Here is a 16,230-nt window from a genome sequence, read left to right as displayed (position 1 = left end):
CCTTAGGCCTCCGGAAGTTTCGGGGCCTCGATGCCGAGGCGCGCGGCCACGCGGGCGACGGCGCCCTCGAGACTGTCATGGATGGTGAAGCCAGCCGCGGCCCTATGCCCGCCGCCGCCGAACTCGCCGGCAATGGCTGCCACGTCGGTATCGTCCTTGGCCCGGAAGCTCCCGCGCACCTCGCCGTCCTGCTCGCGCAGCATGCAGGCGACGCGCACCCCGCGCAAGGAGCGCAGAAGGTCGATCATGGGCTCGGCGTCGGCCTTCACCGCACCGCAGTCGGCGAAATCGGCCAGCGACAGCCACGAGAGCGCCGCCTCGCCGTCGGCGCGCAGGCTCATATGAGCCACCGTGCGCTCCTCAAGCTCGACCGAGGCCAAGGTGCGGTTCTGGTAGAAGTCGCGGGCCACTTCGCCGGGGTTCGCCCCGGCCAACACCATTTCCCAGGCGCCCTTAAAGGCGGCGGCATCGGCGTTGCCGTGCTGGAAGCGGCCGGTGTCGGTCATGAGCCCCGTGTAGCAGCACGTGGCCACGAGCCTGTCGCCCGCCACCTGCAGGCACTTCGCCAGCTCCCAGACGAGCAACGTGGTGGAGGCGGAATCCGGATCGGTATAGCTCAGGTCGTTCATGGCCTGCGGCACCGCGTGGTGGTCGATGGTGACGGTAAGGGCGGCTTTGTCCTGCAGCGCCGCGCCATCGCCCAGACGCTCGACCGTGGGCACGTCAACAGCTATAAAGCAGTCGCAGGGGCCTTCGTAGCGCACGGCAGCCACCAGCGCATCGGCGCCCGGCAGAAAGCGCAGATCGCTCGGCGGCTCCTCGTCGCGAGCGAGCACGCACGTCACCTGCTTTCCCAGTTGGCGCAGGGCCCAGGCGAGGCCGAGGGCCGAGCCCAGACAGTCGCCGTCGGGGCTCACGTGCCCGCAGATAACGAAGTTGTCGCGCTCTTTGAGCGCCTCGGCGATCTTAGGCAGCGTCGTGTTGGTCTGGGGCGTCACCGTCATAGATTAGAACTCCCGATCCTCGGCCGTCGTCTCCTCCTCGATGCGCTTCTCCTGATGCTCGCGCTCGGAAGCCAAGGCGGCCCCGATGGCCTCGGCCTGGTCCACCGAGTGGTCGATGTAGAAGCGCAGCTCCGGCGCCACGCGCCAGGCGAGCTTCTTGGCCATCAGAGAGCGGATGTGTCCCGCCGCCGCCTCGAAGGCGGCCTGGGCGCCGGCGTAGCGCTCGGGATCGGTAGTGTAGTAGACGTTGCACACCGAGCGGTCGTAGCTGACTTCGCAGCCGGTAATGGTGACCAGGTGCAGACGCGGGTCGGACACGTCGAACAGAAGGATGCTCGCAATCACCTCGCGAGCCTGCTCGTTGACCTTGCGGTTAGATGCGCTCTGTTTCATAGCACCATCTCCTCAATCGAGGCTGATAGATAGTTTCAGTATAGAGAAAATCCGAAGGTTTTCGGAGAGATGGAAAAATCTAAGCAAAGTTGTTGAAGTTTGCGACCCCCCGCCAGTCGGGGCGCGGGGTAATGCTCAGTCGCTCAAACAGTCCTCGCTCGGCGAAACAGCCCACTGGGCTGTTTCGTTCGCTGCGGAACTCGCTTGGTGAGCACCACCCCACGCCCCTCTACGCTCAACCATGGCTGAAGACTTAAACAATTTCATCCCCATGCCACAGGTCGTTCGTAGTGTCAGCGAGGTTCCGACAGGTGCCTGCAATTGCCCCGCCTTTCGCCCAAGCGTACTTCGGTACGCGCCGTGGCGAAAACAAGGGGCAAGGGCAGGTGCCCGTCGGAACCGCAGCGTCGGCCCGTTCGTTCGTCCCGCAGGGCGAACGAAACAAAGTTACTCGGTGCGCTCGACTTCCTTGATCTGGTAGCCCTCGATGGTGTCGCCCACCTTCAGGTCCTGGAACTTCTCGATGCCGATGCCGCACTCGTAGCCCTGCTTCACGCTCTTCACGTCGTCCTTGAAGCGGCGCAAGCTGGCCATGGTGCCCTCGAAGATGACCGTGCCGTCGCGCACGATGCGCACCTTGTCGTCGCGGTGCATCTCGCCTTCCACGATATAGCAGCCGGCGATAGTGCCCACCTTCGGCACCTTGAAGGTCTCACGGACCTCGGCGATGCCGGTGTCCTCCTCCACGATGTCGGGCGACAGCAGGCCCACGCGGGCCGCATTGATGTCCTCGATGGCCTGGTAGATGACGCGGTACAGACGGATATCCACCTTCTCCTTCTCAGCTTGCACGCGGGACTTGCCCGTGGGGCGCACGTTGAAGCCGATGATGATGGCGTCGGAGGCGGCGGCCAGGGTGACGTCGGTCTCGGTGATGCCGCCCACAGCCGAGTGCACGATGTTGATGCGCACCTCGGACTGGTCCATCTTGTCGAAGGCGTCGCGCAGCGCCTCGATGGAGCCCTGGACGTCGGCCTTCACAATGAGGTTCAGGTCGGTGGTCTTGCCGTCCTCGATGCGGCTGAACAGGTCGTCGAGGCTCATGTGGCTCTTGGTCTCCTGGGCGGCGAGTCGTGCGCGCAGGGCGCGCTCCTCGGCCAGCTTGCGGGCATCGCGCTCGTCCTCGAACACGCGGAACTCGTCGCCGGCGGTGGGCACGGAGTTCAGGCCGAGGATCTCCACCGGGTCGGCGGGCAGCGCCTCGGCGACGTGCTCGCCGCGGGGGTTCACCAGGGCGCGGACGCGGCCATAGCTCGTGCCGGCCACCACCACGTCCCCGGTGTGCAGGGTGCCGCGCTGGATGAGCACCGTGGCCACGGGTCCTCGGCCCTTGTCCAGGTTCGCCTCGATGACGAAGCCGGAGGCCGAAGCGTCGGGATTGGCCCTAAGCTCCAGCACGTCGGCCTGCAAAAGGATGGTCTCCAGGAGGTCGTCGATGTGCTCGTTCTTCTTCGCGGACACCTCCACGAACATGTTCGAGCCGCCCCACTCCTCGGGGATGACGCCGTACTCGGTGAGCTCCTGGCGCACGCGGTCGGGGTTGGCGCCGGGCTTGTCGATCTTGTTCACGGCCACCACGATGGGCACCTCGGCGGCCTTGGCGTGGTTGATAGCCTCGATGGTCTGCGGCATGACGCCGTCATCGGCCGCTACCACGAGCACGATGACGTCGGTGACCTGGGCGCCGCGGGCGCGCATGGCGGTAAACGCCTCGTGACCCGGGGTGTCGATGAAGGTGATCTGGCGGCCGTCGATGTTCACGACCGAAGCGCCTATGTGCTGGGTGATGCCGCCGGCCTCGGAGGCCACCACGCCGGTGTGGCGGATGGCGTCGAGCAGCGAGGTCTTGCCGTGGTCGACGTGTCCCATGACGGTGACCACCGGCGGGCGCGGCTTCAAGTCGGCCTCGGAGTCGTTGTAGACGACGGCGTACTCCTCCTCGGGGGAGACGACGCGCACCTTGCGGCCCATGTCGTCGGCGATGAGCTCCATGGTCTCGTCACTCATGGTCTGGGTGAGGGTGAGCACCTGGCCGAGCATGAACAGGCGTTTGATGACGTCGTTGGGCTGCACGCCGAGCAGCTCGGCGAACTTGGCCACCGACGCGCCTTGGGGAATCTCCACCACGGAGTCGTCCAGCACCAGCGACGGGTCGAGCCCGCGCTCGATAGCCTCGAGCTCGGCACGCTCGCGGGCCTCGGCCTCGCGCTTCTCCTTGCGCTTCTTGCGACGACCCTCGCCCTCGTGGGTGTTGGCGGCGGCGACAGCGGCGCGGGCCTCGGCGAGCACCTTGTCGCGCTGCAGCTTCTCGGCCTGGACGGCCATCTGGGCGTAGCGGTCCTCGCCCGCAGCCACCTGAGCCTCGAGCTCGGGCACCACCTGGTGAGCGCCGCCCTTCTTGCCCTTCTTGCCGCCGCGGCCCGCACGAGCGTCGGGCGCGGCAGCCTTGGCGGCCTCCATGCGCTGCTTCTCGGCCTCGATCTGGGAGAGCAGCGAATCGAAGTTGTTCTTCGGGCGCGCAGGGGCCGGGGCCGGCGCGGCCTTGTGGGGCTCGGGCGTGGGAGCGGCGGCCTTGGCCGACTTCTTGTGGCCGCGGCGCAGGGCCTCTTCCACGGCACGCTTCTTGGCCACCTCGGCTGCGGCCTTCTCGGCGCGGGCGCGGGCCCGGGCCTCTTCGCGCTCGCGCTCGACGCGCTCCTTCTCGGCGGCGATCTGCTGCTCGAGGCTCGCGAAGGCGGAGGCGGGCTGCGGCGCCTTGCGCACGGCAGGCTCGCCGTCCTCGGAAGACTCGGCCTTGGCGCCCTCGCGCTTGGCACGGGCCGCCTCGCGCTCGGCGAGCTCCTTCTCGCGGGCCGCCTTGCGCTCGGCCTCCTCCTCGGCGCGCTTGCGCTCGGCCTCTTCCTGCTCGGCCTTCAGCGCCGCGGCCTCCTCGGCCTCCAAAGCGCCGGCGCGGGCGCGAATCTCCGGCTCCAGGTTCTTGCGAATCTTGTCAACGTAGGCGTCGTTGAGCATGCTCGCATGGGACTTCGCCGGTATCTTCATCTCTTTCAGGCGGTCGAGCAGCTCCGCGCTCGACATATCGAATTCTTTCGCCAACTCGTGTACGCGCATGCTGGCCATATATCACTCCTCATTCTTTCCTGGTGCCTCGGCGAGGGCAAGCTCGCGAAGAACGCGCTCGTAGTCTTCGTCGGTCACTTTGCAGCGCAGGGCGCGCTCAAGCTTCCTGGTCTTTCTCGCCGCGGCGAGGCAGTCCGTCGAGCAGACGTAGGCGCCCCGGCCGGAAATCCGGCCCGTCGGGTCGAAGGCCACTTCGCCCTCGCCCGTGCGCACGATGCGGTGCAGCGCGCCCTTTTGCTGGGTCGCGGCACAGCCGATGCAGGTGCGCTGGCGCTTTTTCGTCTGGACGGACACGGGCATCTTCCCCTAAGCCTCGATCTCGGCATCCGCATGGACGCCGCAATACTGGCTCATCGGCCGGGCGTGGTTGCGGCAACGGTTGCCCTCTTCGTCCACGAAGATGCAGAAGCCGTCGTCTTCCTCCATCTCGTCGGCAACCTCGTCATCGACCAGCGAGGCGCCCTGGAAGCTCTGGGGCTTGATGTCGATGTGCCAACCGGTCAGGCGGGCGGCCAGACGGGCGTTCTGCCCCTCCTTGCCGATGGCCAGCGACAGCTGGTCGTCGGGCACGATGACCGTGGCGTAGTTGTTGTCCTCGTCGATGGTCACATGGCTCACCTTCGCCGGCGACAGGGCGTTGGCCACATACACCGCCGGGTCGGGGCTCCACTGGATGACGTCGACGCGCTCGTTGCGCAGCTCCTCGACGACCATGCGCACGCGGGAGCCCTTGGGGCCCACGCAAGCGCCCACCGGATCGAGGTTCGCCTCGCGAGAGAACACGGCCACCTTGGAACGGGCGCCGGGCTCGCGGGCCACGGACTTGATCTCGACCACGCCCTCGTAGATCTCCGGCACCTCGATCTCGAAGAGGCGGCGGATGAGGTCGGGGTGAGTGCGGGAGACGACGATGGCCGGACGGGCCTGCTCGCCGCGGGCGCGGGGCGCGTCAGCATTGGGGTTGCGCACCTCGATGATGAGCACCTTCAGACGCTGGTTGTGGCGGTAGTGCTCGCTGGCCGGGCGCTCGTTGCGCTCGCCGGGGCTGCGCTTGGCATCGTAGTGCGGAAGCTCGGCCTCGACGCCCTCGCGAATCTTGATGATGGTGAAGTCCGGCGTGCCCTGGAGCACCGTGCCGGTGACCAAATCGCCCACGCGGCTGGAGAACTCCTCGTAGATGGACTGGCGGCCCGCCTCGCGCACGAGCGAGGAGATGACGCCCTTGGCGTTCTGGGCGGCGATGCGGCTCACGTCGTCGGGGGTGACATCGCGCTCCTCGAACTCGGCGTACTCGCCGGTCTCCTCATCGGGCTCGCCCACGGGCACGAGCTCGTAGACGTAGATCTTGCCGGTCTGGCGGTCGATGGTCACGCGGGCATCCCACTCAAGGTCCAAGATGCGCTCGTAGCTCTTCGCCAGGGACTGCTCCAAACGCTCGATGAGGTAAAACTCGTCGATCTTGCGCTCATGGGCCAGTGCCTGCAAGGCCTCGATCAGTTCTGAAGTTGCCACTTAGTTGCTTCCTTTCCCTAGGCGCTGAAATCAATGGTGCCCTTGACGCGGGCCTTTTTTATGCTGTCGTACGGAATGCGGTAGGTATCCGCGCCTTCCACGGCCACCACGACGCAGCCGTCGTCGTAGCCCAAAAGCTCGCCGGTAAACGAGCTGCGGCCCTCGACGGGCCCGTTGGTCTTCACGCTCACCTGCTCGCCGGCAGAGCGCGCGAAGTGCTCGGGGGTGCGCAGGGGCCTATCGATACCCGGCGAGGACACCTCCAGCATGTAGGCGCCGGGGAACGGGTCCAGCTCGTCCATGAGGTCGCCCACCCAGGCTTGGGTGCGGGCCAGCTCGTCGAAGCTGATGCCGCCCTCCGCGTCGATGTACACCCGGATGGTGGGCGCCTTTTTGGAACCCACGATCTCCACCGTGACGATCTCGACGCCCTCGGAGGCGGCGCGAGGCTCCATGGCGGTAAGAAGCGCCTTCTCTTTGGCGGTCAGCATCGGTCGTACCTCCTTTTTCGCATCGCGCATCTTCCATACCTTCCGGGGCGTTTGGGGCCCTACAACAAAAGAAAGCGGGAACGAGCCCACTTTCTCCATAAGCGAAAGTATGTCCGCGCAGACTCTCTGCGCAGCGTGAGTATTTATACCACAGCCGGCCGCTCATTGCCAGCCCTCACGGCCGCGTCTCCGCCCAAGGCCCAAAAAGGCCGCAGACGGCGCCTTGGCCCAAAGGTGCCAACCACCAGCTGCTAAGCAAGAGAAAAGGACCTGTGACCTAGACAAAGCCAGTATAGAGCAACCTCGGCTCTATACTAAAGGGGACGAACGCGAGTTACGGCGCCTGTCGCCACGAAAGGCTTATCAATGAGCACCTCGATGCACAGCAACTCAATCGAAGTTATTCCCGCAGGGCCAACCCTCACCTTTCTGGGAACCGGCGCCGGGTGCGGGGTACCGGCCTTTTTCTGTAACTGCGCCGCCTGCGAAGAGGCGCGGCGCGACCCGCGGGCGCGACGGGGCGACTGCGGCGTCATCGTGCGCAACACCGAGACGACGCTCATCGACACGCCGCCCGATCTGCGCCACCAGCTGGAGCGCGAATCGGCCCGCCATATCGACCGGGTGCTCTGGACCCACTGCCACTTCGATCACCTCGGAGGTTTGGGAGAGCTCGAGTACATGGTGCGACTGTCGGCCATGGAAAACCTCCCCTGCTTTTCAAGCCCTGCGGCCCGCGAGGGCATCTTGGCCGAGTTCCACTATATGGACGACATCCTCGCCTTCCACGACCTTGCCCCCTTCGACGCCGTTAGCTTCGACGGCGTGCGCTACACCGCCCTGCCCGTCACCCATGCTCCGGGCACCTACGGCTATCTCATGGAAACTGACCGTGGCCGCACTTTCTACGCCTCGGACACGGGGCGCTTGCCCGCAGAGACCGCCGAGCGCGTGCGCGGCTGCGACACAATCATCATGGACGCCACCTTCTGGGGCCGCAACTGGAGCCCGAATGCCCACCACAGCGTCAGGGAGTGCATCGAGGAGGGCCTTGAGCTGGAGGCGGGCACCCTCTACCTCACGCACCTGGCCATGCACTACGACACGCCCATCACCCTCGCCGAGCTCGAGGCCTACCTGGCCCCCTACGAGGGCCGCGTGAAAGTGGCCGCCGACGGGCTTTCCATCCCCATCTAGGCTAAAAGGGGCTTGCACGGCCTTTTCTGTCGTCGCTAAAGCGCGCTTACCCCTAGGGACGGGCGCGCTTCGTCTTCTCGGTGGCGATAACGAACAGCGCTAAAGCGGCGGCGATGGTAACGGCATTGAACAGGTACATCGCCTCGGGGCCCGAGCTTTGAAGAATGGCCCCGCCGAACACCGGGCCCAGACCCATGCCGATATCGGGTCCGATAAAGTAGGTATTCGCCGACCGCGCCAGACACTCCGGCGGCACATCGCGCACCGACTCGGCCTGAATGGCCGCATAAGCCGAACCTTGGCCAAGGCCCATGCACAAACCCCCCACGACGACGCCCGCGATGTTATCGAGAAAAGCGAGGGCGAGCATGCCCACGATGGCCACGACCATCATAGGCGGCACCACGCGACGTACTCCCAGCGTATCGGAGGCCCAGCCTGCCAAAGGCCTCGCGCCGACATTGGCCAGCGCATAGAAGACAAAGTAGAGGGAAACCGAGCTTATGCCCCGCATCTCGCCAGCCAAGATGACAAAGGACGAGGTAATGCCCTGGGAGATCATAAGCGTACCTCCGACAAGAGACAGAAGGACCGCCGGCGGGTAGAACAGCGTCCGCAGCACCGGGCGACGGCTCGGGGGACGGTCTGGACGGCGGCCCTCAACGCGGGTCGGCACCGGCGGGTCGAAGAGCACCGCGAGCACGAAAGCAGCGAGAAGCAGGCATCCCGATGCGGCGAAGGCGGCTGGGTAGCCGCCGATCTCGGAGACGGCCAGGCCCACCGAGGGACCCAGCGCGATGGCCACGGTGTAGGCGAGGCCGAGCCAGCCCACGCCGGCGCCGATGCGGTTGGCAGGCACGACCGCGGGCACAAAAGAGGTCACGAGCGCCGACTTGAAGGCGAAGGCGAAGCCCTGAAGGGCGAGAAAGGCGCCCATGAGCACGACCGAGCGGGCCAAAGCGCAGCCGAAGGCGCCCAGGGAGAACAGCGCGCAGGCCAAAACAAGCAGCGTCTTTTTGCTGAACCTGTCCGATACCATGCCGCTGACCGGCCGGATGCAGAGCGCCGCTGTAGCGAGCATGCCCGCCAAAAAGCCCGCCACAGGCACCGTAGCCCCCAAGGAGATGGCGTAATTGGAGATGATGGGGCGCGTCAGAAAGCCGCCCATCTGCAGCATGAGCTCGATAGCCACCAGCTGCGTGTATCGCCGATTCCACAATCTCTCAGGCTCCATGGCCACCCCTCCGGTTCCTCCCCTGAAATGAGGCGGCCGCAGCCGAACCGGCTGCGGCGCGACCTCGCCCGAATAAAGACGGCCCTGGCCTCCGATCAAAGCCAGGGCCGTCGACGCGAATGTCTGGCGTTAGCGCCCGCTTCCTACTTCCGCCTCTTAGGGCAGGAAGATGGAGCACTGGGCGCCGCGCTCGGCCATGCGGCCGGCGAGCTCCTCAACGGTGCCGTACTCGATGGCGTCGGCGAGGCAGTGCAGCTGGCAGGCCGGAACGCCGCCGGCAGCCACGCGATCCTCGCACAGCGTGCAATAGGTGGTCGGGACGGGCACGTACTTGCCCTCCCAGGAACCGTCCATCTTGCGCCAGGGACCCATTTCCAGAAGCTTGATGCCCCACTGGCCCATGGGCAGGTCAAGTTCGTTGCGGCAGGCGATCTCACAGGTATGACAGCCGGTGCAGTACTCGTTGTCGATCATCAGTGCGTAGGTGGCCATAAGATACCCCCTTTCTTGCGATTAACTAAACGTCGGAACGGTAGATCTTGCAGGGCAGGGCGCCGTAATGGGAGCCGAGGCCCAACTTGCCGATCTCTTTCCACGGCATGAGAGAGTTGATAGAGGACTTGCGAACGCTGAACAGCTCGGTGTCCTTGTCCTCGGGATACCACCAGCCGTGGTCGCAGCCGATGACGCCCTCTTTCACGATGGGGGTGATGTCGGCCTGCATCTGGCACTTGCCCCACGGGTTTTCGATGGTCACCCAATCGCCCTGGCCGATGCCGAACTTCTCGGCAGTCACCGGGTTGATCTCCACCGTGGCGGCCTTGCGAATCTCGCGCAGAGAGTCGATCTGGCGATGCTCGGTGTGGAAGGAGGTGGGACGGCGGGCGCCGGTCACGAAGTCGAGCGGGTACTCCTCGGTCCACTCCGGGCGGGAGCGCTTCGAGAAGCGCGGTTCCTCGTAGTAGGGCAGCGGATCCTCGCCGAGATGCTGCTTGACCGTGCTCCACAGCTCGACGCGGCCCGTGGGCGACTTGAAGCCGGGCTTGCCGTCGGCGCGCAGAAGGCCGAGCTCGTACTGGTAGTACGGGATCTCGTAGCGGCCGTAGACCCATTCGCGGAGCTTCTCGTAGGTCATGGGCTCGCCGGTCTCGGGATCGGCGGTGTAGGGGATGTTCTGAATCTTGTTGTCCAGGTAGTTGTGCTCGTTGGCCCACTTCTCGGGATCCTCGGTGCGGTCCGGATTGATGCGGTGGTCCAGATCGAGCATGATCTGCAGGTCGGACTTGCACTCGCCCAGAGGCTCGAGGACCTGGGTCAGGGCATGGAACTGGCCAGGCTGGTTGCAGCCGTGGAAGGTGACGATGCCCTCATGCTCGAGCGAGGTGGACACCGGCAGCACCACGTCGGCGAGCGCCTGGATGGTGGGATTCATGAAGATGTCGGTGGCGACCACGAACTCCTTGTGGCGGCAGGCCTCCATCCACTGCATCGGCTGCTGCGTGATGCAGGAGGAGATGAAGTTCGAGCTCTGAATGAACAGGAACTCGATGGGGTACGGGATGTTGGTGCGCAGCGTATCCAGAGTGCAGTCGGGCTGCGTGGTGTTGATGATGAAGTCCATGGCCGGATACTGGTCGTGGCCGGCAATCGGAATCGGGTTGGTGTCCTCTTCGTTCACCTGCATGCCCACGCCCTTGCGGCCCGTGGAGCCGCCGTTGAGCATCGTCTGGCCCAGCTTGATGCCGCCGGGATTGTCCAGGTTGCCGCAGATGGCGAAGATGCCCCAGATGGCGTGGCAGATCTGCAGGGTGTTGGGGTTCTGGTCGGTCTTCAGGCCGACGGAGGCCGTGGTGGGCTTCTGGGCCAGAAGGCGAGCGGCCTTGTAAATGTCCTCGACGGGCACCTCGCAGATTTCGGCAGCCATCTCCGGCGTCATGGTCTTGCAGCGCTCGGCGTACTCGTCAAAGCCATAGGTCCACTTCTCGACGAACTCGTGGTCGTAGAGATCCTCGTCGATGATGACCGTGTTCAGCGCCATGGCCAAAGCGGCATCGGTGCCGGGACGAATCTGGAAATGAATCTCGGCGTGGCGGGCGAGCCAGTTGGCGCGGGGGTCGACCACAATGGTCTTCATGCCGCGCTTCATCATGTCGACCGTGCTGTGGCCGAACAGGCCGTCGGGGTTGGACCACAGAGGATCGCGGCCCCAAATCAGCATGACCTTCGGAAGCTCGTAGCGCGGGTCGTCGTAGCGATCCTTGAAGCCGAAGGCGCCGTCGTACTCGACGTAAGCGCAGCCGAGCAGCCAGTCCATGGCCGTCTGGCGAGGAATGACGCAGGACCAGCCGCCGTTGGCGTGGATAGCCGTGCGGCTGTGGAAGACCTGGTTGCATGTCTGGAACTGATAGGCCGAAGCCTCGCGGCCGGTACCCGTCCACACGGACACGGTATCGGGGCCGTACTTCTCAGTGAGTTCATGGTACTTCTCGACGATGATGTCGTACGCCTCGTCCCACGAGATGCGCTCCCACTTGTCGGGCTGACCGCGGAACTTGCGGTCGCGCTTCATGGGGTACAGTAGACGATCCTCGTGGTAGATGTACTCGGGCATCGTCAGGCAGCGCACGCAAAGACGACCGTTGGTGATGGGCTGATCGGGATCGCCCTCCACCTTGACAAGCTTGCCGTCCTTGACGAAGCACTTCAGGCCGCAGCCGACGCCATGGCAGCCCGGGGGCGACCACTGTGCGGTGCGATAAACTTTGGTGCCGTCCTCAAGTTCCTCAACACGCGGGGTCTCGCTGACCCGTGTCAATTCACTCATTGCGACTCCTCTCCTCTCGACTTCTTTCTTAGTTTGCGAATGCCATCGCAAGACCCATTCTTTCGAAGCAGGGCGGGGATGTCATCCGTATGGGGGTATGATTCGCCCAGGTTCCCAGTGGACTAAGACGCAAAGTATTAGAGGTGTTTACCAGGGGTTTCCTGGCATGAAAAGCCCGCGGCGCTTCTTTTCGCCGCGGGCCCAGAATGAGTTCTTCGTTGCGAATCGACGCCTAGCGCGCAGGAGCTCCCGGCTTTCCCGGGCCGGCAAAGCCGATGCGGGCGCTGCCGCATCCGGCGCACTCGGTCATCTTCTCCCCCGGCTGCACCTCGCGTCCGCAATCGAGGCAGCGCGGTCCGTCCGGCGCGATTGCCAGCTCCAGCTCGCCGCATTTGCCGCAATGATTGCACACGTAGCACTTCTCCACGATGCCCCGCCTTTCACTCGCCGTTGCTTCCCGTTGCCTTTGCCTTTTGCGGCGACCCCTGCCCTGGAGGCAGCGGGACCGACCAACCGCACTGCTCGCAGCGGCCAAGGGCCTCAGAGATTTCGATATCGCAGCGCGGGCACCGAATGCCCCCTAAGGGCTTGTCGGTCGTGCATTGTCCGCAGTTCCTGCAGGGGTAACACATCTTCGTCACTCCCCCTTGATGATGGCGGTGTCCGCAAGCCAATTCAAGGCGGCCATGCGCTTTGCGGAACTTTCCACCAGGGCCATGCGACCCGTGCGCTGCAGGGCCTCCTCGTCGTAGCTGCCCGGACCGAAGGCCTGTTCGCAGGCATACTTCAGCTCGGCTTCGGTCAGCTTCATACCCCGGCCGTTGAAGAGAGCCTCGAGGGCGAAGCCCTGGCGCAGGTTCTCGCCGGACTGGATGAGCATCTGCACGCTCAGCTCTTCCTCGTTCATGCGCTCGGCTTCCAGGTAGTCGTCTAGCGTCTGGCCCTTTTCCTTCAAGTCGCGCTCGAGCTTGTCCATAAGGCCTGCGCGCGAGGCCTGGTAAAATTCGTCGGGGATGGTACCGACAAGGCGCTTCTCCAACTCGATGTTGGCCAAACGGGCGCAGGCATCGCGGTTCACGAGCTCCACCTCGGCCTCGAGACCGCCCCTCACACCCTCCAAAAACTCGGCGACCGTAGCGGCGCGCTCGACATTGGCGTCTACCCATTCGTCGCTCAGCGCAGGCACGTGCTTGTTCAGTTGCTCGATCACCGTGACCGTGGCGGAATAGCGGTCCACATCGTCGTCGGTGATGGCCTGAGGGCGCTTCACCTGATAGTCGATGACCTTCGTCTCCCCCACGTTCATGCCCACCACCTCGTTGACGAAGCCGTCGGGCATCTCGCCGGGAACCAAATCGAGGTACATCTTGCTGCCCGTCAGGTGGGGCACAGCCTTGCCGTTGCCAAGCGTCATGATATCCACGGCAATGCTGTCGCCGAGACGCACGGGGCGAGGCTCGGCCGCCTCATAGGTCGCACGGGTCTCGAGCATCTGAGCCACGCGTTCGTCCACAAGCTCGTCGGTGACGCGTTCGGTGTAGTCCTCGATGACGACTGGCTCGTAAGAGCTCAGCGTCAACGACGGGCGCTCCACCACCGACAGCTCCACGGCAAACGGCTCGTCGGGCTGCGGATAGTCGACGACATGGATCTTCGGTGTCAGCGCCGGCTTGATGCCAAGCTCGCTCAGGCCCTCGCTGGCAAGACGGTTCACGACATAATCGCGTCGAAGCTCGCCGAAAGCCTCGGCCCCCATGTTCTGCTGGGCCGCTTCGTGAATCTCATCCCACGGCGCTAAAGGATCGAGTCCTTTCGACGCGGCAACGGTCTCGTAGAAGTCGGCGAGCGTCTCGCGCACCGTTGCAGCCGAAGCGGTCAGATGGGCGACGATGGCGCCCTTGTCATTGGGATCCTCGGCTGAAAGCTCGATAAACTCCATGGGCACTTCCTCCTCTTTCTCAAGAGCTGTTCCTGTCTTGCGTCCGCCCTCGGGCCTCGCCATGGCCCCAAGGCCCGAGGGCGGACGCACCTGGCGGCTCCATGAAAGAAGCGCCAGGCAGGCCGAACAGGTGCGGCCGACGAAGCGCCGGCCGCATGCTGCTCGCAAAGACCCTCAGGCCCTAGGCTGTCGGCGGCTTCGGGGCACCGGGAGCCGTGGGTGCGGCAGGAGCCGCCGGGGCGCCGGGGGCACCCGGGGCGCCGGGGCCGCCGGGCATGCCGGGCATCTTAGGGGCGCTCGGCAGCTTGGCGCCGCACTGGTCGCAGACCTCGTTGTTGAAGTCGTTCTGCGCACCGCACTCGGGGCAGGTCTTTTCCATGCTGATTTCTGCTGGTCTGAAGCACATGTTCGGAAACCTCTTTCCTGTTCTCGCGCGCTCAAGGCGCGCACGTTACTACCTGGCGCAAAGCGCCCTATCGAAACAGTGCGGCACGAAAAGCGCCGGACCGCTCAATACCACTAGCCGGGGAGGATGTCCCCCTTCTCGCGACGAGCCTCCAAGTCGGCCGCGATCTGGGCCATCTTCTTGGAATCGAGGCGATAGCCGAAGAAGAAGGCGACAAAGGCGATGACGAAGGTAACGGCCGGAATCAGGCAGATGATGTTTATCATGCCCTGGGCCAGCTCAGGCGTGGGATCCATGCCGGAGACAAAGCCGATGGCCGCAAGGCCGAAGCCCGTCAGCAGACCGGCAACGGCGTTGCCGATCTTCGGGCACCACTGGAAGGTGGACATAATGAAGGCCTTGGCGGTCTTGCCGTCGCGCCACTCGCCGTAGCTGATGGCGTTGGCCTGCATGCCCATCATGGTGCCGTTCATGAAGTTCATGCCGAAGAAGGCGGCGCAGATGCACACCGTGAAGGCCATAGGGCCCGATGCGCCCACGAAGTAGCAGGCGATCATGGAGACGGCAGAGATGCCGATGCCGATGAGATAGGTGGTGCGGATGCCGAGCTTCTTGGCAATGGGCTCGGAGACGAAGGTCGCCACCAGGCCCACGATGTTGGCGGCCGTCAGCATGACCGCGGCCATGGCCACATCGCCGAACGCATAGGTGAACACATAGAGCGCCATGGACTGGATGGTCATCTGGGCGATGAAGCGGAAAATCTCGGCGAACAAGCCCACGATGGCCGGCAGATTAGTCAGCCAGTACTTGAGCATCTCACCCAGATTCACCTTGTCGCCCTGCGGAATCGGCGGCACCTCTTTGCCGAGCTTCTTGGCCTCGGCGCGCTCCTCGCACAGCTTCTGCGTCGGATCCATACCGTCGATCTTCTTGTACATGACGATGAACATCACGATCATGATGATGCCGAAGGCCAGAGCGAGAATCGTGAAGCCGGCAGGACCGGCGTTCTGGGCGTTCTCACCGGCGGGCACGCGGTAGATCAGACTGTTGAGAGCGAGGATCACAGGCAGCGAAATGGCGGCGAAGAGCACCTTCACGATCATGTTGCCCTGGGCCTTGCGCTGCGAGAGCAGCGTGCGGTCGGCCTCGGTGTGGCTGATGACCGGCACGATGGACGTGGCGGCAATCATGAAGAAGCTGGCGAAGAAGCCGCCGAGGATCTGGAAGAAGATCATCCAAGCGGTCTTGGCGCCCATGTCCAAGAAGGCAGGGTCGACGAAGGTCATCATCAGACAGACGAACGTCGCCGGAGGCGCGACCAGAAGCCAGCTGCGGTACTGGCCGTGCTTGAGCCACACGCGCTCGATGATAATGGCGGCTATGATCACGAAGAACCACTCGCCGACGCCGGTGATGGCCTTCACCGTGCCCATGACCGACGACTCCAGGCCGCAGATCTCGGTCAGAAAGTATGCCCAGTAGACGCTGTTCATCTGGTTGAACGCCGTCCACGTGAGCATACCCAGGCCATAGATCAGGCCCAAAGCCTGGCTGACGTTGTTGTGAACGACGGCAACCGCCTTATCCCCTAGAGCAGAGAGCTTCTCACTCATATTTTCCCCTTAGAAATTGAATCGTATAGGGCCGGGCGCCCCCGTGAGGGCACCCGGCTAGACGTCGCCCTAAGCCTCGACGGTGAAGATGACCACGCGGGACTTGGTGGCCTTTTTGGCCAACTCCTCCACCGGGCCGTACTCCATCACCAGCGACTGGCAGTGATGCACGCAGGCGGGCACCTTGCCGGCCTCGGTGCGGTCGTGACACAGATCGCAGCGCTGGGTGGGCATGGGCACGAAGTCCCACTCCCACTTCTTGGACCCGTCGAGCTTCCACGGGCCGATCTCGGTGAGCTTGATGCCGAACTCACCCTCGGCGAGACCCTTCTCCACCTTGCAAGCCACCTCGCAGGCATGGCAGCCGGTGCAGAATTCGTAATCGATCAAAAGACCCTGTTGCGTCATGTCCTTGATCTCCTTTCAGTAAG

Annotated in this window: 15 protein-coding genes; 1 reads left to right on the top strand and 14 read right to left on the bottom strand. The window is 64.4% G+C overall.

The window, feature by feature from the left end; genetic code table 11:
• Positions 1-2: 2 nt before the first annotated feature.
• The 6 genes from VJ923_RS05825 to VJ923_RS05800 all read right to left on the bottom strand — a co-directional run bounded on the left by VJ923_RS05825 (position 3) and on the right by VJ923_RS05800 (position 6,580).
• The gene (locus tag VJ923_RS05825; protein WP_326439490.1) at positions 3-1,004 is read right to left on the bottom strand and encodes a DHH family phosphoesterase; all 1,002 of its coding nucleotides are present in this window, start codon (positions 1,002-1,004) and stop codon (positions 3-5) included.
• Positions 1,005-1,007: 3 nt separating this feature from the next.
• On the bottom strand, positions 1,008-1,397 hold the full coding sequence (rbfA, locus tag VJ923_RS05820; RefSeq protein ID WP_326439488.1) for a 30S ribosome-binding factor RbfA: 390 nt from the start codon (positions 1,395-1,397) through the stop codon (positions 1,008-1,010).
• A 447-nt stretch (positions 1,398-1,844) separates the two neighbouring features.
• A complete protein-coding gene (gene infB / locus VJ923_RS05815; protein ID WP_326439486.1) occupies positions 1,845-4,577 on the bottom strand; it encodes a translation initiation factor IF-2 in 2,733 nt (910 codons plus the stop codon).
• A 3-nt stretch (positions 4,578-4,580) separates the two neighbouring features.
• A complete protein-coding gene (gene rnpM / locus VJ923_RS05810) occupies positions 4,581-4,871 on the bottom strand; it encodes an RNase P modulator RnpM (protein WP_326439484.1) in 291 nt (96 codons plus the stop codon).
• Between the two features lie 12 nt (positions 4,872-4,883).
• Positions 4,884-6,089: a transcription termination factor NusA gene (gene nusA / locus VJ923_RS05805; protein WP_326439482.1), complete on the bottom strand. Its 1,206-nt coding sequence runs from the start codon at positions 6,087-6,089 to the stop codon at positions 4,884-4,886.
• A 17-nt stretch (positions 6,090-6,106) separates the two neighbouring features.
• A complete protein-coding gene (locus tag VJ923_RS05800; protein ID WP_326439480.1) occupies positions 6,107-6,580 on the bottom strand; it encodes a ribosome maturation factor RimP in 474 nt (157 codons plus the stop codon).
• A gap of 378 nt (positions 6,581-6,958) precedes the next feature.
• Here VJ923_RS05800 and VJ923_RS05795 point away from each other — a divergent pair, with 378 nt between their 5' ends.
• Positions 6,959-7,777 (top strand): MBL fold metallo-hydrolase, encoded by an 819-nt coding sequence (locus VJ923_RS05795; protein ID WP_326439478.1) that lies wholly within the window; start codon positions 6,959-6,961, stop codon positions 7,775-7,777.
• Between the two features lie 52 nt (positions 7,778-7,829).
• Here VJ923_RS05795 and VJ923_RS05790 read toward each other — a convergent pair whose 3' ends face one another.
• The 8 genes from VJ923_RS05790 to VJ923_RS05755 form a co-directional block, all read right to left on the bottom strand.
• The gene (locus tag VJ923_RS05790) at positions 7,830-9,011 is read right to left on the bottom strand and encodes an MFS transporter (protein ID WP_326439476.1); all 1,182 of its coding nucleotides are present in this window, start codon (positions 9,009-9,011) and stop codon (positions 7,830-7,832) included.
• 156 nt (positions 9,012-9,167) lie between these two features.
• On the bottom strand, positions 9,168-9,503 hold the full coding sequence (locus tag VJ923_RS05785) for an oxidoreductase (protein ID WP_326439474.1): 336 nt from the start codon (positions 9,501-9,503) through the stop codon (positions 9,168-9,170).
• A gap of 25 nt (positions 9,504-9,528) precedes the next feature.
• On the bottom strand, positions 9,529-11,835 hold the full coding sequence (locus tag VJ923_RS05780; RefSeq protein ID WP_326439472.1) for a molybdopterin-dependent oxidoreductase: 2,307 nt from the start codon (positions 11,833-11,835) through the stop codon (positions 9,529-9,531).
• 232 nt (positions 11,836-12,067) lie between these two features.
• Positions 12,068-12,262, bottom strand: coding sequence for a hypothetical protein (locus tag VJ923_RS05775; RefSeq protein ID WP_326439470.1), 195 nt, complete (start codon positions 12,260-12,262; stop codon positions 12,068-12,070).
• Between the two features lie 210 nt (positions 12,263-12,472).
• On the bottom strand, positions 12,473-13,774 hold the full coding sequence (locus VJ923_RS05770) for a trigger factor (RefSeq protein ID WP_326439468.1): 1,302 nt from the start codon (positions 13,772-13,774) through the stop codon (positions 12,473-12,475).
• 181 nt (positions 13,775-13,955) lie between these two features.
• Positions 13,956-14,180, bottom strand: a complete 225-nt coding sequence (locus tag VJ923_RS05765; RefSeq protein WP_326439466.1) for a hypothetical protein — start codon at positions 14,178-14,180, stop codon at positions 13,956-13,958.
• A gap of 113 nt (positions 14,181-14,293) precedes the next feature.
• Positions 14,294-15,799: an MFS transporter gene (locus tag VJ923_RS05760; protein WP_326439464.1), complete on the bottom strand. Its 1,506-nt coding sequence runs from the start codon at positions 15,797-15,799 to the stop codon at positions 14,294-14,296.
• 69 nt (positions 15,800-15,868) lie between these two features.
• Entirely contained in the window at positions 15,869-16,207 is a 339-nt protein-coding gene (locus VJ923_RS05755; RefSeq protein ID WP_326439462.1) for a 4Fe-4S dicluster domain-containing protein, read from the bottom strand.
• Positions 16,208-16,230: the final 23 nt, after the last annotated feature.

Origin of the sequence: Adlercreutzia shanghongiae, assembly GCF_035830635.1 — a bacterium.
Lineage (GTDB): Bacteria > Actinomycetota > Coriobacteriia > Coriobacteriales > Eggerthellaceae > Adlercreutzia > Adlercreutzia shanghongiae.
The sequence above is the reverse complement of the archived record's forward strand: the minus strand, read 5'-3'. Positions and strand labels throughout refer to the sequence as shown.

Bases quoted from the DNA above. Each gene is read 5' to 3' on its own strand.
- VJ923_RS05825 (WP_326439490.1), bottom strand. From the start codon at position 1,004: ATGACGGTGACGCCCCAGACCAACACGACGCTGCCTAAGATCGCCGAG.
- rbfA (WP_326439488.1), bottom strand. From the start codon at position 1,397: ATGAAACAGAGCGCATCTAACCGCAAGGTCAACGAGCAGGCTCGCGAG.
- infB (WP_326439486.1), bottom strand. From the start codon at position 4,577: ATGGCCAGCATGCGCGTACACGAGTTGGCGAAAGAATTCGATATGTCG.
- VJ923_RS05800 (WP_326439480.1), bottom strand. From the start codon at position 6,580: ATGCTGACCGCCAAAGAGAAGGCGCTTCTTACCGCCATGGAGCCTCGC.
- VJ923_RS05795 (WP_326439478.1), top strand. From the start codon at position 6,959: ATGCACAGCAACTCAATCGAAGTTATTCCCGCAGGGCCAACCCTCACC.
- VJ923_RS05790 (WP_326439476.1), bottom strand. From the start codon at position 9,011: ATGGAGCCTGAGAGATTGTGGAATCGGCGATACACGCAGCTGGTGGCT.
- VJ923_RS05785 (WP_326439474.1), bottom strand. From the start codon at position 9,503: ATGGCCACCTACGCACTGATGATCGACAACGAGTACTGCACCGGCTGT.
- VJ923_RS05780 (WP_326439472.1), bottom strand. From the start codon at position 11,835: ATGAGTGAATTGACACGGGTCAGCGAGACCCCGCGTGTTGAGGAACTT.
- VJ923_RS05770 (WP_326439468.1), bottom strand. From the start codon at position 13,774: ATGGAGTTTATCGAGCTTTCAGCCGAGGATCCCAATGACAAGGGCGCC.
- VJ923_RS05765 (WP_326439466.1), bottom strand. From the start codon at position 14,180: ATGTGCTTCAGACCAGCAGAAATCAGCATGGAAAAGACCTGCCCCGAG.
- VJ923_RS05760 (WP_326439464.1), bottom strand. From the start codon at position 15,799: ATGAGTGAGAAGCTCTCTGCTCTAGGGGATAAGGCGGTTGCCGTCGTT.
- VJ923_RS05755 (WP_326439462.1), bottom strand. From the start codon at position 16,207: ATGACGCAACAGGGTCTTTTGATCGATTACGAATTCTGCACCGGCTGC.